This is a genomic window from Falsiroseomonas sp. E2-1-a20 (assembly GCF_051433195.1).
In the GTDB taxonomy this organism is placed as follows: Bacteria; Pseudomonadota; Alphaproteobacteria; order Acetobacterales; family Acetobacteraceae; genus Falsiroseomonas.
The window spans coordinates 1-17484 of record NZ_JBHMFT010000012.1 but is presented as its reverse complement, the minus strand read 5'-3'; the positions used below and the strand labels follow the sequence as shown (position 1 = coordinate 17484).

Sequence of the window (17484 nt, the reverse complement as noted above, 5' to 3'; positions counted from 1 at the left end):
CTCAGGCCGGCTCCACCGCCGGCGGCACCCGGTCGCCGGGCCTCAGCGTCCGCAGCCGCATGTCCTGGAACCGCTCGCTGAACACGTCGCGCAGCGAGGCCGCCACCGCGTTGCGCGCCGTCTCGAAATCCTTCAATGCGGTTGCGTCCGCCGGGTTGGCCAGCGCGCGCGCTTCCGCATCGCGGATCGCCGCCACTTCCTCGTTCAGCCGCTTCGCCGAATCCCGCGGCAGGGCGCGGCCGGCGACATAGACCGCCTGGCTGATGCCGATCAGCGTCACCAGCTGGTCCGGAATCTCGAAATTGGCCAGGTCGCCGGTGCCGGTGACCACCAGCGCGATCGCGGCAAACAGGCTGAACAGCAGCGCCTGCACCCGCGTCACGTCGATCTCGCCATCGGATTCCACCAGGTCCGTCCAGCGCGGCAGCCGCGGCGCCGGGTCCAGCACGCCGGTGCCGAACAGCCACATGCGGTTCTGCGTGTGCATCACCGAGCCTTCGGTCAGCCGCGCCAGGGTGGAACCCGTCAGCGTCACGCCGAGCAGCGTCAGCACGCTGGTGCTGAGGTTCGGCAACTCCCCGGTCCGCGCCATCACATACGCATAGACGCCGGCCAGCACGAGCGTGAACAGCAGCACCTGGAAGCGCGAAAGGCTGCAATAGCCGAAGCTGTCCTGCGCGATCACCGTCGGCCGCAGCGCATAGCCATAGGCACTCGGCGCGCCGCTGCCGAGCAGCGCGCGGCTATGCGCATATTGCCGCTGATGGATCTGCATCGCCGCGAAGCCCAGCAGCAGATAGGCCAGCAGGCTCGTCGCCAGCCCGGCCGAGGCCGAGGTGCGCAGCTTGGAGACGAACATCGGCTGCCGCGCATAGGCGCGCAGCTCCCGGCCATTCGCCCGCAGCGGGTTCAGCGATTCCACCGGATCGACGCAAAGCAGCAGCACCACCTCCCAGTAGGAAGGTCGCCATCCCGCCTCCAGTGCCGGGAAGACGGCGGAAACGGTCGTCTCGTCGTCATTTGGTGTTGGCGGCAGCACCGTGCCGCGCGTCAGGTCGGCTTCCCGCAAGGCCACCGGCGATCGGTCGGCGGGATACACCACCGCCTCGAACCAGGCGTTGCGCCATTCCACAGGCGTCAACCAGCTCGGCCGGGACAACGTCAGCTCCAGCGTCGGCACGGCCTTGGAGGTTTGCCGCACCGCCTGCAACGGCAGTGCCGGCGCGCTGACGGTCAGGTGCTGCGCGACATCGCCCAGCACCATGAAGCCGGACCCCACCTGCCACGGCACGTCGCGGGACGCCGGCACGCTGCACTGGACAATGCGCGATTCCCGCGCCGGCGCCTGCGCCAGGGCGGCCCGGGCCGGCAGCAGCGTCGCCCAAAGGGCGCCGAGCAGAGTCGCCGACAACGCGCAGACCAGCGACAGGGCGATGATCCAGCGTGGCATGACGCACCCCGGAAAAACGGAACCTGACGGTGCGGCGCGCGGCGCAAGCGGCGCAACGACTATTTGGTTTCGCGCATTTCACCGGCGCCGCACCGCGCTCAGCCCGGCGCGAATCCCTGCACCAGGCTTCCCGCGATCAGCCGCCAGCCATCGACCAGCACGAAGAAGGCCAGCTTGAAGGGCAGCGCCACCACGGTCGGCGGCAGCATCATCATGCCGAGCGACATCAGCAGGCTGGCCGCCACCAGGTCGATCACCAGGAAGGGCAGGAACACCAGGAACCCGATTTCGAAGTCGCGGCGCAATTCGCTGACCATGAAGGCCGGAGTCAGCGCCCGCCACGGCGCCTCCGCCGCGCCCACCATCGGCAGGTCCGCGAGGTCGAGGAACAGCGCCAGGTCGTCGTCGCGCACCTGGGCCGCCATGAAGAGTCGGAACGGCTCGGCCGCCGCCTGCATCCCCGCAAGCTCGCCGATGCGCCCCTCCGCCATCGGCAGGATGCCCTGCTGCCAGGATTGCAGCAGCACCGGCTCCATCACGAACAGGGTCAGGAACAGCGCGAGGCCGATCAGCACCGGGTTGGGCGGGATGGAGGGCGCGCCGATGGCACTGCGCAGCAGGGCCAGCACGATGGCGATGCGCGCGAAGGCGGTCATCATCACCAGCAGCGACGGCGCCAGCGACAGCAGCCCGATCAGCGCGGTGAATTGCAGCAGCCGCGCCGTGGTCCCGGCCTGGCCCGCGCCGAGGTCGAGGTTCAGGCTCTGCGCCGCCAGCGTGCCCGGCAGCAGCAGCAGCGCCAGGACCAGCCACCTCATCGCGGCGGCGCCCCGGACGATAGTGACCCGGGCGCAGGCGCGGCCGGGTCCGGCGGCAGCCACCCCACCACCACCTCCTGCGCCCCACCGGTCAGCAGCAGCAGCTGGCGGCCCTCGCAGCGCAAAAGGGTCAGCCGCCGCCGGCCGTCCAGCGCCAACGTCTCCTCCACCGCCAGGCGCTTGCCCGGCCGTGCGCCCATGCCGGCCGCCCGTGCGGCACGCCCGGCCAGCAGCAGCGCCGCGAGCACGGCCAGCAATGCGGCGAGGGCGGTCAGCGCCGCGCTCGGCAGGCTCGCTTCGGTCATCCTGACACCCCTGCATCCGGCGACCCGTCCTGGGCGCCGTGTCGCTTCAGTTGCGCGCCACCTCGGCCAGCAGGCCGTCGACCTGCCGCAGCAGCCCCTCCAGCGCCGGGCGCAGCAGCCTTCCCTGGTCCCCGGCCAGGCCGAGAACGGCGGCACACAGCGCGGTGGCGTCGCGGTCCAGCCCCTCGAGATCCACCCGCCGCCCCGATTCCACCAGGGCGCGCGCCATCAGCACGGTGCCGCCCATCGCCTCGATCGCCGCCTGCACGGCGCGTGCGTGCAGGCCTGCGTCAGGGAAGGCGGCGGCGTGGCCCGGGCTGAGATCATCCGACATGCCCCTATTGGCGCAGGCCCGGGTGAACAAATCCTTGATGCGGCCCGCGAAGATGCCATTCGCCCCGGACCGCGCAATGCAGCCCGGGGTGGCAACCATTGATTCATGTCCGCGCGGCAGGATGCGCCGCATGGAGCCCCTGAACCTCACCCCGCCCGGTCTGGGCACTGGACTGAGCCGCCCCGGCCCGCGCGCCGAACCGCTGGACCTCGCCGCGCGGCGTCTCGGCTGGCTGGACCGGCGGCAGGCCGTGCTGGCGCAGAACATCGCCAATGCGGACACGCCGGAGTTCCGCCCGCGGGATCTCACGCCCTTCGCCCGCATGCTGGCCGGCACGATGCAGCCCCCCCTGGCGCGCACCGCCCCCAACCACCTGCACGCCGGCGGTCGCGCCCGCGATGGCGGAAGGGAGGATCGTTCGGTGGCCGAGGCCGCGCCGGATGGCAACGCCGTGTCCCTGGACCGGGAGGCGGTGCGCATCGCGGAGACCGACACCGCGCATGCGCTCGCCATGCAGGTGCATCGCAGCTTCACGGGCATGTTCCGCCTCGCGCTCGGCCGCCAGGGCTGAGCGGGGCGTCAGGAGGAGGCCAGGCATGGATCTCGACCGCGCATTGCGCATTTCCGCCGCCGGCATGGCGGCGCAGTCCACCCGGCTGCGGGTGGTGGCGGAAAACCTCGCCAACCGCGACAGCACCGGGGAATCCGCCGGCGCCGACCCCTATCGCCGCCGCACCGTCAGCTTCGCCAACCGGCTGGACCGCGCCCTGGGCAGCGGATCCGGCGCGGGCACGGAGACCGTTGCCGTCTCCCGCATCGGCACCGCGCCCGGCGATTTCCCGACGCGCTTCGACCCGGCCCATCCCGCCGCCGATGCGCGGGGCTACGTGAAGACGCCGAATGTCGACAGCGTGGTGGAGGTGATGGACATGCGGGAGGCGCAGCGCGGCTACAGCGCCAACCTGTCCGTGCTGGAGACCACCCGCGGCATGCTGACCCGCGCCATCGAGGCGCTGCGATGACCGCCGCTAGGTCATCGCGCTGATGCCGGTCGGTGCCGTCCAGGCCGCCGCCGCCTATGCCTCCGCCGCCCGTCCGGCCGGCGCCGAACCCGCCGGCACCGGTTTCGGCGCGGCGATGACCCGCGCGCTGGAATCCGGCATCGAGGTCGGCCGCAGCGCCGAGGCCACCTCGACCCAGGCCCTCATGGGGCAGGGCAGCGTGACGGAGGCGGTGCTCGCCATCTCCCGCGCCGAGCTCGCCTTGCAGACCGCCGTGTCGCTGCGCGACCGCGTGGTCGCGGCGTACCAGGACGTGATGCGGATGCCGATCTGATGCGGGCCGAAAGCGGCGCGCGCGTGGAGGGCCAGGAGGGCCGATGTCGGAACAGGCCATGGGCCAGGCGCTGCGCGAAGCGCTGTGGGTCTCCACCCAGGTGATGGGTCCGCCCCTGGTCGCCATCCTGGTGATCGGCCTCGTCGTCTCGCTGGTGCAGGCGCTGACGCAGATTCAGGAAGCGACGCTCGCCTTCCTGCCCAAGCTCGTCGTCGGCGGCGCGCTGATGCTGCTGCTCGGCCCCTTCACCCTGGCCGCCATGACAGGCTGGACCCGCACGCTGTTCGACCGGATGGTCGCGCTGGGAGGCGCGCCATGAGCCGGGCGCTGGGAGGCGCGCCATGAGTCGGGCGGCGTGAACGAGGCCGATCTCGCCCTTTTGCAGACCCTGCCGGCCATCGCCTTCCAGGCCGTGGTGGTCTTCGCGCGGCTCGGTGCCGCGGTGATGCTGCTGCCCGGACTGGGGGAGGAGGAGGTGCCGGCACCGTTGCGGCTCGGCCTCGGGCTCGCCCTGGTCGCGCTGCTGTTCCCGATCGTCGCGCCGGGCCTGCCGCCGGTGCCGCAGGAGGCCGCCGATGCGCTGCGGCTGCTGGCAACGGAAATCCTCATCGGCCTCTGGATCGGTGGCCTGGCGCGGCTGGCGCTGCTGGCCTTCGCCATGGCGGGCCAGGCGATCTCGGCGCTGATCGGGCTGGGCGGGCTGCTGGTGGTGGACCCGGGCCTTGGTTTGCAGGCCACCGCGCTCGGCCGTGCGCTCGGGCTGCTGGCGGTGGTGCTGGTGATGGCGACGGGGCTGCATGGCGTCGCACTGCGGGCGCTGGCCGAAAGCTACGCCGTGCTGCCCGCCGGCAACCCGTTCCCCGCCGGTGCCGCCGCCGCCACCCTGGCGCAGGCCGGCGCGGATGCGCTGGCGCTGGCGCTGCGCCTGGCGGCGCCCTTCGTCATCGGCGCCATCGTCCTGAACGTGGCGCTCGGGCTGCTCGCCCGGCTGGCGCCGCAGGTGCAGACCTTCTTCGTCGCGGTGCCGGGCCAGATCCTGGCCGGGCTGGCCCTGCTCGGCCTGCTGGCGCCGCCGATGATCGCGACCTTCGCCGAGGCCCTGCGCGCCAGCTTCCTCGCCCTGCCCGGGGCGCGTTGAGCCATGGCCGGGGATGGCGAGGCCGCCGATGCGGCGGACCGGTCGGAACCCGCCACGCCACGGCGGATCGAGCGCGCGCGCGAGGATGGCCAGGTCGCCCTGTCGCGGGAGGTGGTGGGCTGGGCCGCGCTGGCCGCCGGCACGCTCGCCGCCATGCTGGCGCTGCCGCCGATGGGCGCCGCTATCCTGCGCGCGCTCCGCGCCACCATGGAACGCAGCCACGAACTGGTCATGGCGGAGGCGGTGCAGATCCTGGCCGGGCATGGCCTGATGGCGGTGCTGCCGGTGGCGGCCGCCGCGGCGCTCGGTGCCGTCGCCGCCACGCTGCTGCAGACCCGCGGGCTGGTCTCGGCCAAGCCGATGGTGCCGCGGCTCGACAAGATCAGCCCGCTGGCTGGCGCCAAGCGCCTGGTCGCGCCCGAATCCGCCGCGGAATTCCTGCGCACGCTGCTGAAGCTGGGGCTCGTCGGCGCCGCGCTGTGGTTCGCGCTGGGCGACCTCAGGGAACTCCAGGCCTCGCTGCACCAGGCGCCGGGCGCGCTGCCGGCCTCGGCCGGCGCCGCGGCGCTGCGCCTGATGCTGGCCGCACTGGTCGCCTTCGCGGGCATCGCCGCGCTCGACATGCTGTGGGTCCGCTTCCGCCACCTCAGCCGCCTGCGCATGAGCATCAAGGAGCTGCGGGAGGAGGCGAAGGATGCGGAAGGCGATCCGATGCTCAAGGCGCGCCGCCGCCAGCTTCGCCTGGCCCGCGGCCGGCAGCGCATGATGGCGGCGGTGCCGAAGGCCGCCGTCGTCATCACCAACCCGACCCACTACGCCGTGGCCCTGGCCTATGGCGGCGACAGCGCGGCGCCGACGCTGGTGGCCAAGGGCGTCGATGCCATGGCCGCCCGCATCCGCGCGGCCGCGGAGGCCGCCGGCGTGCCCCTCGTCGCCAATCCACCCCTCGCCCGTGCCCTGTGGCGGCTGGAGGTGGATACCGAAATCCCCGCGGAACATTATCAGGCCGTGGCGGAAATCATCGCCTTCGTCTGGCGCCAGCGTGGCGCCGCGGCCAGGACGGATGCGAAATGACCGCAGCAAGCAATCATCCGGCGCCGCCTGGCGCCGGAGCAGGAGAGTGGCGTGACTGAAACTCGACGCAAGCTGCAAGCCCTGCTCAGCCGCACCCTGCGGCCCGGCCCGGACGCCACGGTGATGGCGGTGCTGGAGGCGGCCGGCACCGGCCTTGCCCTGGTCGACCAGGAAGACTGCCTGGTGGCCTGGAACAGCGATTTCGCCGCGCTCTGCGGCCCGATGCTACCGCTGCGGCCCGGCCTGAAGCTGAAGCGCCTGCTGGCCGATGACCGCAGCAGCGAGGCGATGGCCGCGCTCGCCTCCGGCCAGCGCTGGGTCGTGACGCTGGCCGTCGAAGGCTCGCCGCGCTTCGAGGCGGAGCGCCGCCGGCTGCCGATGCAGGAGGGCAACTCCGTGCTGCGCCTGACCCGCATCCTGGCGCGACCGCCGGAGGAACAGGCGGCGGCGGCGCGGCTGCAGGCGGTGGGCGCCCTGGCCGGCGGCATCGCGCATGACTTCAACAACCTGCTGACCGCCATCGCCGGCAGCGCCGAATCCGCCCTGGCCCGGGCGCCGGCCGGGGATGCCGGGCCGGAGCTGCGCCAGGTGATGGAAAGCGCCGGGCGCGGCGCCGCCCTGGTGCGCCAGCTCCTCGCCTTCGCCCGCCAGCAGGCGCTGCGCCCCCGCGTGGTCGACCTGAACGAGGCCGTCGCTGCGATGGGCGAATTGCTGCACCGCCTGCTCGGCAGCCGCGTGCGGCTGGCCCTGACGCTGGACGAGCCGGCCCGCCGCGTGCGGATCGACCCGACGCAGCTCGACCAAGTCATCATGAACCTGGCGCTGAACGCCCGCGACGCCATGCCGGATGGCGGCGCCATGCGGATCGGCACCGGCCACGCCGTGGTGCTGCGCCCGGAACCGCTGGGCGCCGAGGTCCTGCCGCCCGGCCGCTACGCCATGCTGGAAGTCGCCGACAGCGGCGCCGGCATCCCGGAGGACGTGCTGCCGCGCATCTTCGACCCCTTCTTCACCACGCGCCGGGACCGCGGCGGCACCGGGCTCGGCCTGTCCACCGTGCACGGCATCGTCCGGCAATCCGGTGGCTTCATCGCGGTGGACAGCAAGCCGGGGCAGGGCACCCGCTTCCGCATCTGGCTGCCGCGGCACGAAGGCCCGGCCGACGCCCCCTTGCCCACGACGATGGTCGCCGCGCCGCCCCTGCCGCAGCCGGCGGGCGTGGTGCCCCTGGTGACCCATGCAGGCGGCCCGATCCTGCTGGTGGAGGACGAGGTGCCGCTGTTGCGCCTGGCCGAACGGGCGCTGCGCCGCGCCGGCTTCGACGTGCTGACCGCCGGCTGCGCCGAGGAAGCGCTGGAGGCGCTGGACCGCAGCGCCACAATGCCGCTCGCCATGGTGTCCGACGTGGTGATGCCGGGGCTGGACGGGCTGCAACTGGCGGCGAAGCTGCGCCGGAAGTGGCCCGACCTGCCGGTGCTGCTGATGTCCGGCTATGCCGAGGCGGCGCTCGGCCGCGACCTGAACGCGGAGGGCATCCGCCTGCTGGCCAAGCCCTACAGCCTGGGGGCGCTGGTGGCGGAGCTGAAGGCGATTTTGCCGGTGGAGACGCTGAAAGTTTCCTAAATGTTCTTGTCGGAACCGCTGTTCCGGGCGATATTCCGCTCAGCCGACCGGTGCTGCCGCCCCTTTTTCGGGGCGCCCCCGGTCAAAGGGATTGACCGGCAGGTGATGGACCTGCCTCAATTTCACCCATAGGTTGAGATCGGATTTCGGGAGAGCGAGCCGCATGGACAAGACCAAGGCTCTGGACGCCGCGCTGAGCCAGATCGAACGCGCCTTCGGCAAGGGCTCGATCATGCGCATGGGCAACAAGGCCGCGACCGACGAAGTGGAGGTGATCTCCACCGGCTCGCTCGGGCTGGACCTGGCGCTCGGCATCGGCGGCGTGCCGAAGGGGCGGATCATCGAGGTCTATGGCCCGGAAAGCTCCGGCAAGACCACGCTGGCCCTGCACATCATCGCCGAGGCGCAGAAGCGCGGCGGCACCTGCGCCTTCATCGACGCGGAACACGCGCTGGACCCGGGCTACGCCAAGAAGCTCGGCGTCGATATCGAGAACCTGCTGATCAGCCAGCCGGATGCGGGCGAACAGGCGCTCGAGATCTGCGACACGCTGGTGCGATCCGGGGCCATCGACGTGCTGGTGGTGGACAGCGTCGCCGCGCTGGTGCCGCGGGCCGAACTCGAAGGCGAGATGGGCGACACCCATGTCGGCCTGCATGCCCGCCTGATGTCGCAGGCGCTGCGCAAGCTGACCGGCAGCGTCTCCCGCTCCAACACCCTGCTGGTGTTCCTGAACCAGATCCGCCTGAAGATCGGCGTGATGTTCGGCAACCCGGAGACGACCACGGGCGGCAACGCGCTGAAGTTCTACGCCTCCATCCGCATGGAAATCCGCCGCATCGGCGCGATCAAGGACCGGGAGACCACCACCGGCAACCAGACCCGCGTGAAGGTGGTGAAGAACAAGATGGCGCCACCATTCCGGCAGATCGAGTTCGACATCATGTATGGCGAAGGCATCTCCAAGGTCGGCGAGCTCATCGACCTCGGCGTGAAGGCCGGGATCATCGAGAAGTCCGGCGCCTGGTTCAGCTGCGACAGCCAGCGCATCGGCCAGGGGCGGGAGAATGCGAAGCAGTTCCTGCGCGACAACCCGGCCATGGCCGAAAGCGTGGAAAAGCGCATCCGCGACCAGGCCAACGGCCTCGCCAGCACCATGCTGGCCGGCGAGGGGGAGGATGCCGCCGCGGCGGAGTGACGGAACCTTAATCCGCTGCGGCGTTGGTTGGTGCTGACCCTGAACGGAGCAGCCCCTTGTCCAAGCCCTTCGCCGCAGCTTTCGCCACCCTGTTTCTCGCCGGCATGCCCGTGATGGCGCAGACGCCGCCCGCCGCGGCGTCGCGCGACTGCCAGGGCGGCATCGACCTGGCCCGCGCGGCGGAGATCGGCCGGGAGGCAGGCGTCACCCAGCTTCGCAAGGTGGAATGCGAAGACGGCAAGTGGGAGGTCGAGGGCCGCGACGCCCAGGGCCGGGAGATCGAGGTGGATATCGACCCGCGCGATGGCCGCGTCCTGAAGACGGATCGGGACTGAAGCTTCCGGTTTTCCTCATTCTGCTCTAACGATCCCGGCCCGTTGAGAGACATGCCGAGACCATGAGCAGCAGCAACGACATCCGCGCCACCTTCCTGGATTATTTCGGGCGTAACGGGCACGAGGTGGTGGAAAGCTCCCCCCTCGTGCCGCGCAACGACCCGACGCTGATGTTCGCCAACAGCGGCATGGTGCAGTTCAAGAACGTCTTCACCGGCCAGGAAAAGCGCCCCTACCAGCGCGCCACCACGGCGCAGAAATGCGTGCGCGCCGGCGGCAAGCACAACGACCTGGACAATGTCGGCTACACCGCCCGGCACCACACCTTCTTCGAGATGCTGGGCAATTTCAGCTTCGGCGACTACTTCAAGGACCAGGCGATCGAGCACGCCTGGACCCTGCTGACCCGCGACTTTTCCCTGCCGAAGGACCGCCTGCTGGTCACGGTGTATTCGGAGGACGAGGAGGCGCCGGTCTTCTGGAAGAAGATCGCCGGCCTGCCGGACAGCCGCATCATCCGCATCCCGACCTCCGACAATTTCTGGCGCATGGGCGACACCGGCCCCTGCGGCCCGTGCTCCGAAATCTTCTTCGACCATGGCGACAAGATCGCCGGCGGCCCGCCCGGCAGCCCGGACGAGAATGGCGACCGGTTCATCGAGATCTGGAACCTGGTCTTCATGCAGTATGAGGAAGGCCCGCCCGGCACCCGCGTGCCGCTGCCGCGCCCCTCGATCGACACCGGCATGGGCCTGGAACGCTTCGCCGCCATCCTGCAGGGGAAGCACGACAACTACGACACGGACACGCTGCGCGCCCTGATCCTGGCCAGCGCCGAGGCCACCGGCCAGGACCCGGACGGCCCCTGGCGCACCAGCCACCGCGTCGTCGCCGACCACCTGCGTGCCGGCACCTTCCTGATGGCCGATGGCGTGCTGCCCTCCAACGAGGGCCGCGGCTACGTCCTCCGCCGCATCCTGCGCCGCGCCATGCGCCACGCCCACATGATGGGCGCGCGGGAGCCCCTGCTGCACCGCCTGGTCCCGGCCCTGACCCGCCAGATGGGCGCCGCCTACCCCGAGATCTTCCGGGCGGAAACCCTGGTGATCGAGACCCTGCGCCTGGAGGAGACCCGCTTCCGCTCGCTGCTGGAGCGCGGCCTCGGCCTGCTGTCGGACGAATCGGGCAAGCTCGGCGACAAGGGCACCCTTCCGGGTGACGTCGCCTTCAAGCTCTACGACACCTACGGCTTCCCGCTCGACCTGACGCAGGATGCGCTGCGCGGCGAGGGCAAGTCGGTGGACACCGCCGGCTTCGAGGCCGCCATGGCCGAGCAGAAGCAGCGCGCCCGCGCCGCCTGGGCCGGGTCCGGCGAGGCCGCGACGGAAACCCAGTGGTTCGACATCCGCGAGAAGCTCGGCGCCACCGAGTTCCTTGGCTACTCGACCGAAAGCGCCGAGGGCTCGATCCTGGCGATCCTCGTCGACGGCAAGCCGGTCGACTCCGCGCCGGCCGGCACCGAGGTCGCGGTGGTGCTGAACCAGACGCCCTTCTACGCCGAATCCGGTGGCCAGGTCGGCGATGCCGGCCTGATCTCGGCCGGCGAGGCCTGCCGCATCGTGGTGCGCGACACGCAGAAGAAGCTGTCCGACGTCTTCGTCCACTACGGCATCGTGGCCCACGGCGAGGCGAAACTCGGCCTGCCCGTGGTGGCCGAGGTCGACCACGCGCGCCGATCCACCATCCGCGCGCACCACTCCGCGACGCACCTGCTGCATGAGGCGCTGCGCCGCCGCCTGGGTACGCATGTCGCGCAGAAGGGATCGCTGAACGCGCCGGACCGCCTGCGCTTCGACGTCTCCCAGCCCACGCCGATGAAGGATGACGACCTCGCCTGGGTCGAGGCCGAGGTGAACGCCCGCATCCGCGAGAATGCCGAGGTCGTCACCCGCCTGATGACGCCCGACCAGGCCGTGGCCGTCGGCGCCATGGCCCTGTTCGGCGAGAAATACGGCGACGAGGTCCGCGTCGTCAGCATGGGCCACGACCCCGCCGCCACCGAACGCCACGGCGTCTATTCGCTGGAGCTGTGCGGCGGCACCCATGTCCGCCGCACCGGCGACATCGGCCTGTTCCGCATCGTCTCCGAAGGCGCCGTCGCAGCCGGCATCCGCCGCGTCGAGGCGGTGACCGGCGAGGCGGCGCTGAAGCTGCTGGAGGAGCGCGACCGCCAGCTCAACGACGCCGCCGCCGTCCTCAAGGCGCGCCCCGCCGAGCTGGCCGACCGCATCGCCGGCCTGCTGGAGGACCGCAAGCGCCTGGAGCGCGAGGTGACCGACCTTCGCAAGAAGCTGGCGACGGGCGGCGCGGCGGCGGAGGTCGAGACCGTGGGCGGCCTGCGCCTGGCGCTGCGCGAGTTGGGCGAAATGCCGCCGCGCGACCTCAAGGGTGTCGCCGAGGCGATCCTGAAGGCGGACACCGCCGATATCGTGGCCCTGGTTTCCACCGCCGAAGGCAAGGCCAGCATCTTCGTCGGCCTTGGCCCCGCCGCGAAGGACAAGGCGGATGCGCCCACCCTGGTCCGCGCCGCGGCACTCGCCGTCGGCGGCAAGGGCGGCGGCGGCAAGCCCGACATGGCCCAGGCCGGTGGCCCGGACGCCGGGAAGGCGGCGGAGGCGCTGGCGGCGGTGAGGGCGGCGTTGGCGGGGTGAGTGGCCAAGGCGCCCATGTTGAACGTGACCAAGCCTCGGCGCAGGAGATCCTGCGTCAGGCACAGGCTGTCATCCTGGCACAGGGCGATGCGCTGAAGGGGCTGGAGACCAAATCCCTCGGCCTCCTCCAGGCAACCTTGTCACTTGCCACCGGCAGCCTGGGCGGTGTGGTGGTCTTGCTCGGCGTTCAGCAGGGTGGTGCAGCGGAGGGCCTGCCGCCCTGGGCCGGGCTGGGTCTAGGCGTGGCGGGCCTGATCTTCGCGTTCGCGGCCTTCAGAGCGGCTTGGGCCCTACGACCGACCAGTTTCGCCATCGGCGCCATACGTCCAGGCGAATTGCTGAACTCCGGGTACGACACGCAGCCTGCAGACAAGGTCTATCTGGCCATCGCCTACGAGCTTGACCGCGCCATCAGCTCGAATGATCGCCTTGGTCGCCTGGCTGCGTCACGGTTCGAGACCGCGCTGCATACGGCGCTGCTCCCGCCCGTGTGCGGCGCGGCGATGGCTTCGATCCTGGCGCTCTCCGGGCAGTGGCGCGTGACGATCGGCTTTGCCGTCGTGGCGTTTGCATTCCTGTTTATGGGCCGCCTTACCGCGTGGCTGGCCGAGGAGCGGGTTCGGGATTGGCCGGCGCAGTCGAAGACCTGACCGCGTAATACAGGGCGGGTCGCGGGGCATTCGGGATGAACGGGTTCGGCTGCTGCTGCGTCGGCGCCTCGGCCGGAGGCTTTGGCTGCGACGGGGGCGGCTGGTTGGCATTCTGCGACATCTTCTGGATATAGGGCATTTCCGCGCCAAACCCAGCCAATTAAGAGATGGCCGCATCTCAGGGAGTGCCGAATTGGTAACCAGCCTCCGCGCCCGCACCCTCGGCTTCGCCCCCGGCCTCCTCGCCCCCGGCCCCCACAACGCCATCACCGACGTCGCCGGCGTCCGCGTGGGCCAGGTCACGCTGATCCAGGGCGAGGCCACCCGCACCGGCGTCACCGCCATCCTGCCCCACCCCGGCAACCCCTACGCCAGCCGCGTCCCCGCCGGACTCTTCGCCATGAACGGCTTCGGCAAGATGGCCGGCGTGACGCAGGTGCAGGAACTCGGCGAGCTGGAAACCCCCATCCTCCTCACCAACACCCTCGCCGTGGGGCGGGCGGTGGAGGCGCTGGTGGACTGGACGCTGGCGCAGCCCGGGAGCGAGTCGGTCCGCTCCGTCAACGCCGTCGTCGGGGAGACCAATGACGGCCGCCTGAACGACATCCGCGCCCGCGGCGTCACCGCCGATCACATGCGCCAGGCGCTGGAGATCGCCACGGACGGCCCGGTGGCGGAGGGCAGCGTCGGCGCCGGCACCGGCACCATGGCCTTCGGCTGGAAGGGCGGCATCGGCACCGCCTCCCGCCTCCTGCCCGCCGCACTCGGCGGCTGGACGGTGGGCGCGCTGGTGCAGGCGAATTACGGCGGGGCGCTGCTGATGGATGGATTGGCCTTGGGCCGGCTGCTGCGGAAATACGACCTGGCCGAACATGCGGCGGAACAGGCGGATGCCGATGGCTCCGTCATGGTGGTGGTCGCCACCGATGCGCCGCTGTCGGATCGCAACCTGCAGCGCCTGGCCCGCCGCGCCATGGCCGGCATCGCCCGCACCGGCGCCGCCTTCTCGGACGGCTCGGGCGACTATGCCCTGGCCTTCGCCACCCACGCCGATGTCCGCCGCACGCCGCAGCGCGGCGCCGTCGCGGATTGGCCGAACGACCGCATGTCGGCGCTGTTCGTCGCCGCGGCGGAGGCGACGGAGGAGGCGGTGCTGAACGCGCTGTGCTGCGCCACCACCATCTCATCCCGCCTCGATGGCCGCCGGGTCACCGGTCAGGCCCTGCCGCTGGACCAGGTGGCCGCCCTGCGCCGCGCGGCTTGCCGCCTGCCCTGATTGCCCGCAGGCTTCCCGGATTGGAAAGGGGGCCAGCCATGCCGCTCGACGACCTCCGGCGCGAGGACCTTGCCGGCCGCACCGCCGCCGAGACCCGCGCCGCCATCCGCGCCGGGCAGTGGCGCGGCACCACGCATGACCTCGCCGGCGGCTACATCCAGGCCAACCTCGCCATCCTGCCCGAGGCCCAGGCGCTGGATTTCCTGCGCTTCTGCCTGCGCAACCCGAAGCCCTGTCCCCTTCTGGACGTCACGGACACCGGTGACCCGGAGGCCCGCCAGGTCGCCCCCGGCAGCGATCTGCGCACCGACCTTTCGCGCTACCGGATCTACCGGCACGGCCAGTTCGTCGAGGAAGTCTCCGACCTGCGCGCCATCTGGCGCCCCGACCATGTCGGCTTCGTCATGGGCTGCAGCCTGTCCTTCGACGCGGCGCTGGAGGCCGAGGGCATTCCGGCCCGCAGCTTCCGCCGGGGCAGCCGCATCCCGACCTTCACCTCCAGCCTCGATTGCATTCCGGCCGGCCCGTTCCGTGGCCCGATGGTGGTCAGCCTGAAGCCGATCCCGCCACGCTGGGCGGACCAGGTGCGGGCGGTGACGGCGCGCTACCCCGCCACCCATGGCGGCCCCGTCCATGTCGGCAGCCCGGCCGCCATCGGCGTCGACCCCAGCCGCGCCGACTGGACCACTGCCTGCGACCTGGCGCCGGAGGAGGTGCCGATGTTCTGGGGCTGCGGCGTCACCCCGCAGGCCGTGGCCATGGCCGCCGGCATCCCGGAAATGATCACCCACAGCGTCGGCCACATGGTCCTGACCGACCTGCGCCTGGCCGATCTCCGGCAGGCCTGATCAGGGCGAAGGCGTCAAAGCCTCCCGCACCGCGGATTTGAACTCCCGCCGGTGCAATTCGCGCAGCACGAACAGGCTGGTCGCCATCAGCGCCACCGGGTGGACGATCCAGGCCAGTGCCGCCAGGCCGAAATAGTAGCTGCGCAGCCCCGTGTTGAAGTGCCGGGCGCCGCGGTTCAGCACCCGCGCCGCCGCCTCCGCCTGCCCGATGCTGGCCGGGGAGGGTGCGCCGGAGGCGATGCCGCCGACCAGGATCGAGGTGTAGTTGAACTGCCGCAATGCCCAGGTCAGCTCGAAGAAGGCGTTGACGAAGATCAGCAGCAGCAGCCCGATCTTCAGCTCCCACAGCACCTCGTTCGGCACCGCCGCATAGGGCAGCGCCTGCACCACCCGCTGCCCGAGATCCGGCGCCCCGAGCAGGGCCACCAGGCCGCCCAGGATGAAGATGCTGGTGGTGGCGAGGAAGCTGGTGCTGTTCATCAGGTTGCCGATCGCCGCCATGTCGGCGATGCGGTTGTCCCGGTCCAGCATGGCGCGCATCCAGCGCCGCCGGTGTTCGTCCATCGCCGCGATGACGCTGGACCGGTGGATGCGCGGCACCCGGTCGACCAGGTTGGAGTAGCCCAGCCAGCAGGACGCGAAGACCGTCAGCGCCAGCCAGTCGAGGGTCGAGAAGATCGGCATCAGGTCAGACTAGCTGACCTGATGCCGTCCCGTCTCACCCCATCTTCTTCTTCAGGTTCTCGTCCAGCTTCGCCAGGAAGGCCTGGGTGTTCAGCCAGGGCTGGTCCTTGGAGATCAGGATGGCGAGGTCCTTCGTCATGTCGCCGGATTCCACCGTCTCGATGCAGACCTTCTCCAGCGCATCGGCGAAGTCCACCACATCCTGCGTCCCGTCGAACTTGCCCCGGTAGGCGAGCCCACGGGTCCAGGCGAAGATCGAGGCGATCGGATTCGTGCTGGTCTCGCGGCCCTTCTGGTGCTCGCGGTAGTGGCGCGTCACCGTCCCGTGCGCCGCTTCCGATTCCACCGTGTTGCCATCCGGGGACAGCAGCACGGAGGTCATCAGGCCGAGGCTGCCGAAACCCTGCGCCACGATGTCGGACTGCACGTCGCCGTCGTAGTTCTTGCAGGCCCAGATGTAGCCGCCTTCCCACTTCAGCGCGGAGGCCACCATGTCGTCGATCAGGCGGTCCTCATAGACGATCCCGGCCGCCTTGAACTTGTCGGCGAATTCCGCGTCGAAGATCGACTTGAAGATGTCCTTGAAGTTGCCGTCATAGGCCTTCAGAATCGTGTTCTTGTGGCTGAAATACACGGAATACTTCCGCGCCAGCCCGTAGTTGAAGGACGCGCGGGCGAAGCCCTCGATCGAGGCGTTCAGATTGTGCTGGCCCATGAACACGCCCGGCGCCTTGAACTGGAAGTCGCCGATCTCGACAGGCGCGCCGCCGCCTTCCGGCGTGTAGGTCATGGTCACCTTGCCGGCGCCCGGGATCTTCATCTCGACGGCGCGGTAGATGTCGCCATAGGCATGGCGGCCGACGACGATCGGCTTCGACCAATGCGGCACCAGGCGCGGCACGTTCTGGCAGATGATCGGCTCGCGGAAGATGGTGCCGTCCAGGATGTTGCGGATGGTGCCGTTCGGGCTGCGCCACATCTTCTTCAGGCCGAATTCCGCGACGCGCGCCTCATCCGGAGTGATGGTCGCGCACTTCACGCCGACGCCGTACTGCTTGGTGGCGTTGGCGGCATCCACCGTCACCTGGTCATCGGTCTGGTCGCGGTATTCCACGCCGAGGTCGTAGTACTTCAGGTCGACATCGAGGTAGGGCAGGATCAGGCGATCCTTGATGAACCCCCAGATGATCCGCGTCATCTCGTCCCCGTCCATCTCCACGACGGGGGTCTTCACCTTGATCTTCGCCATGCCTGGTATCCTTCACAACCGCCGTCGCGGCACCGCCGCGGCGCCGCCATGTCCTGGGGGGGATGTATGCGGCGGGAACATGCCAACGTGACCCTGCCGCGGCAACCCCGCGGGCCGCATGCCTGACCTTGCAAGGAGCGATCCCGATCGACTTGACCCGCCCCGAACCCGTGGAGTGCCCGCATTGCGCGGAGCCCACCATGCCGAACCGCCTGGCCGATGGCAGCATCGTGTGCTCCTGCGCCGCGGAACGATCCCTCCCGCCGCCGCCCGCACCGCTGGACTCCCGCCGCGCCCCGCCCAGATAGTCCCCCAGCAAATGGAGTGATCGCGATGATGCTGCGAATGGCCGCAGGAACCATGATGGGCGGCATGCTGCTGGCCGGCGCCGTGACCACCCTCGCCATCGGTGCCGGCGCGGTGGGCACCGTCCTGCTCGCCCGCCGGATCTGCGAG

The 17484-nt window shown here is 70.8% G+C and carries 19 protein-coding genes; 13 read left to right on the top strand and 6 right to left on the bottom strand.

Annotated elements, in window-relative coordinates:
- Position 1: 1 nt before the first annotated feature.
- The 4 genes from ACFHPP_RS15625 to ACFHPP_RS15610 all read right to left on the bottom strand — a co-directional run bounded on the left by ACFHPP_RS15625 (position 2) and on the right by ACFHPP_RS15610 (position 3006).
- The gene (locus ACFHPP_RS15625; protein ID WP_437164177.1) at positions 2-1450 is read right to left on the bottom strand and encodes a hypothetical protein; all 1449 of its coding nucleotides are present in this window, start codon (positions 1448-1450) and stop codon (positions 2-4) included.
- 98 nt (positions 1451-1548) lie between these two features.
- Positions 1549-2268, bottom strand: a complete 720-nt coding sequence (gene fliP / locus ACFHPP_RS15620) for a flagellar type III secretion system pore protein FliP (RefSeq protein ID WP_437164176.1) — start codon at positions 2266-2268, stop codon at positions 1549-1551.
- Positions 2265-2573: a flagellar biosynthetic protein FliO gene (locus tag ACFHPP_RS15615; protein ID WP_437164175.1), complete on the bottom strand. Its 309-nt coding sequence runs from the start codon at positions 2571-2573 to the stop codon at positions 2265-2267. The genes fliP and ACFHPP_RS15615 overlap by 4 nt, the downstream gene beginning before the upstream one ends.
- A 46-nt stretch (positions 2574-2619) precedes the next feature.
- A complete protein-coding gene (locus ACFHPP_RS15610; RefSeq protein ID WP_437164174.1) occupies positions 2620-3006 on the bottom strand; it encodes a hypothetical protein in 387 nt (128 codons plus the stop codon).
- A 31-nt stretch (positions 3007-3037) separates the two neighbouring features.
- On the opposite strand from ACFHPP_RS15610, the gene ACFHPP_RS15605 reads away from it, so the two are divergent.
- The 13 genes from ACFHPP_RS15605 (at position 3038) to ACFHPP_RS15545 (ending at position 15095) form a co-directional block, all read left to right on the top strand.
- Positions 3038-3478 (top strand): flagellar basal body rod protein FlgB, encoded by a 441-nt coding sequence (locus ACFHPP_RS15605; protein WP_437164173.1) that lies wholly within the window; start codon positions 3038-3040, stop codon positions 3476-3478.
- 25 nt (positions 3479-3503) lie between these two features.
- Complete coding sequence (flgC, locus tag ACFHPP_RS15600) at positions 3504-3929, top strand: flagellar basal body rod protein FlgC (protein ID WP_437164172.1); 426 nt, start codon at positions 3504-3506, stop codon at positions 3927-3929.
- Positions 3930-3951: 22 nt separating this feature from the next.
- Positions 3952-4242, top strand: a complete 291-nt coding sequence (locus ACFHPP_RS15595) for a flagellar hook-basal body complex protein FliE (protein ID WP_437164171.1) — start codon at positions 3952-3954, stop codon at positions 4240-4242.
- A 43-nt stretch (positions 4243-4285) separates the two neighbouring features.
- The gene (locus ACFHPP_RS15590) at positions 4286-4561 is read left to right on the top strand and encodes a flagellar biosynthetic protein FliQ (RefSeq protein ID WP_437164170.1); all 276 of its coding nucleotides are present in this window, start codon (positions 4286-4288) and stop codon (positions 4559-4561) included.
- A gap of 36 nt (positions 4562-4597) precedes the next feature.
- Entirely contained in the window at positions 4598-5380 is a 783-nt protein-coding gene (locus ACFHPP_RS15585; RefSeq protein WP_437164169.1) for a flagellar biosynthetic protein FliR, read from the top strand.
- A 3-nt stretch (positions 5381-5383) separates the two neighbouring features.
- Positions 5384-6454 (top strand): EscU/YscU/HrcU family type III secretion system export apparatus switch protein, encoded by a 1071-nt coding sequence (locus tag ACFHPP_RS15580; protein ID WP_437164168.1) that lies wholly within the window; start codon positions 5384-5386, stop codon positions 6452-6454.
- Between the two features lie 51 nt (positions 6455-6505).
- Positions 6506-8077 carry an ATP-binding protein gene (locus ACFHPP_RS15575; RefSeq protein WP_437164167.1) on the top strand — a complete coding sequence of 524 codons (1572 nt, stop codon included), beginning with the start codon at positions 6506-6508 and terminating at the stop codon, positions 8075-8077.
- Between the two features lie 163 nt (positions 8078-8240).
- Positions 8241-9275, top strand: a complete 1035-nt coding sequence (gene recA / locus ACFHPP_RS15570) for a recombinase RecA (RefSeq protein ID WP_430667938.1) — start codon at positions 8241-8243, stop codon at positions 9273-9275.
- Positions 9276-9331: 56 nt separating this feature from the next.
- Entirely contained in the window at positions 9332-9610 is a 279-nt protein-coding gene (locus ACFHPP_RS15565) for a PepSY domain-containing protein (protein WP_437164166.1), read from the top strand.
- 62 nt (positions 9611-9672) lie between these two features.
- Positions 9673-12321, top strand: a complete 2649-nt coding sequence (alaS, locus tag ACFHPP_RS15560) for an alanine--tRNA ligase (RefSeq protein WP_437164165.1) — start codon at positions 9673-9675, stop codon at positions 12319-12321.
- Positions 12318-12971, top strand: coding sequence for a hypothetical protein (locus ACFHPP_RS15555; RefSeq protein WP_437164164.1), 654 nt, complete (start codon positions 12318-12320; stop codon positions 12969-12971). The genes alaS and ACFHPP_RS15555 overlap by 4 nt, the downstream gene beginning before the upstream one ends.
- Positions 12972-13164: 193 nt before the next feature.
- Positions 13165-14247 (top strand): P1 family peptidase, encoded by a 1083-nt coding sequence (locus ACFHPP_RS15550; RefSeq protein WP_437164163.1) that lies wholly within the window; start codon positions 13165-13167, stop codon positions 14245-14247.
- A gap of 38 nt (positions 14248-14285) precedes the next feature.
- Entirely contained in the window at positions 14286-15095 is an 810-nt protein-coding gene (locus tag ACFHPP_RS15545; protein ID WP_437164162.1) for a D-glutamate cyclase family protein, read from the top strand.
- Here ACFHPP_RS15545 and ACFHPP_RS15540 read toward each other — a convergent pair whose 3' ends face one another.
- On the bottom strand, positions 15096-15779 hold the full coding sequence (locus ACFHPP_RS15540; RefSeq protein WP_437164161.1) for a DUF599 domain-containing protein: 684 nt from the start codon (positions 15777-15779) through the stop codon (positions 15096-15098). It abuts the gene before it with no gap.
- Between the two features lie 34 nt (positions 15780-15813).
- Complete coding sequence (locus ACFHPP_RS15535; RefSeq protein ID WP_437164160.1) at positions 15814-17028, bottom strand: NADP-dependent isocitrate dehydrogenase; 1215 nt, start codon at positions 17026-17028, stop codon at positions 15814-15816.
- Positions 17029-17484 lie beyond the last annotated feature (456 nt).

Coding starts and splice junctions, on each gene's coding strand:
- ACFHPP_RS15580 (WP_437164168.1), top strand. CDS start 5,384: ATGGCCGGGGATGGCGAGGCCGCCGATGCGGCGGACCGGTCGGAACCC.
- ACFHPP_RS15610 (WP_437164174.1), bottom strand. CDS start 3,006: ATGGTTGCCACCCCGGGCTGCATTGCGCGGTCCGGGGCGAATGGCATC.
- ACFHPP_RS15535 (WP_437164160.1), bottom strand. CDS start 17,028: ATGGCGAAGATCAAGGTGAAGACCCCCGTCGTGGAGATGGACGGGGAC.
- flgC (WP_437164172.1), top strand. CDS start 3,504: ATGGATCTCGACCGCGCATTGCGCATTTCCGCCGCCGGCATGGCGGCG.
- ACFHPP_RS15605 (WP_437164173.1), top strand. CDS start 3,038: ATGGAGCCCCTGAACCTCACCCCGCCCGGTCTGGGCACTGGACTGAGC.
- ACFHPP_RS15595 (WP_437164171.1), top strand. CDS start 3,952: ATGCCGGTCGGTGCCGTCCAGGCCGCCGCCGCCTATGCCTCCGCCGCC.
- ACFHPP_RS15590 (WP_437164170.1), top strand. CDS start 4,286: ATGTCGGAACAGGCCATGGGCCAGGCGCTGCGCGAAGCGCTGTGGGTC.
- fliP (WP_437164176.1), bottom strand. CDS start 2,268: ATGAGGTGGCTGGTCCTGGCGCTGCTGCTGCTGCCGGGCACGCTGGCG.
- ACFHPP_RS15545 (WP_437164162.1), top strand. CDS start 14,286: ATGCCGCTCGACGACCTCCGGCGCGAGGACCTTGCCGGCCGCACCGCC.
- ACFHPP_RS15625 (WP_437164177.1), bottom strand. CDS start 1,450: ATGCCACGCTGGATCATCGCCCTGTCGCTGGTCTGCGCGTTGTCGGCG.
- alaS (WP_437164165.1), top strand. CDS start 9,673: ATGAGCAGCAGCAACGACATCCGCGCCACCTTCCTGGATTATTTCGGG.
- recA (WP_430667938.1), top strand. CDS start 8,241: ATGGACAAGACCAAGGCTCTGGACGCCGCGCTGAGCCAGATCGAACGC.
- ACFHPP_RS15540 (WP_437164161.1), bottom strand. CDS start 15,779: ATGCCGATCTTCTCGACCCTCGACTGGCTGGCGCTGACGGTCTTCGCG.
- ACFHPP_RS15615 (WP_437164175.1), bottom strand. CDS start 2,573: ATGACCGAAGCGAGCCTGCCGAGCGCGGCGCTGACCGCCCTCGCCGCA.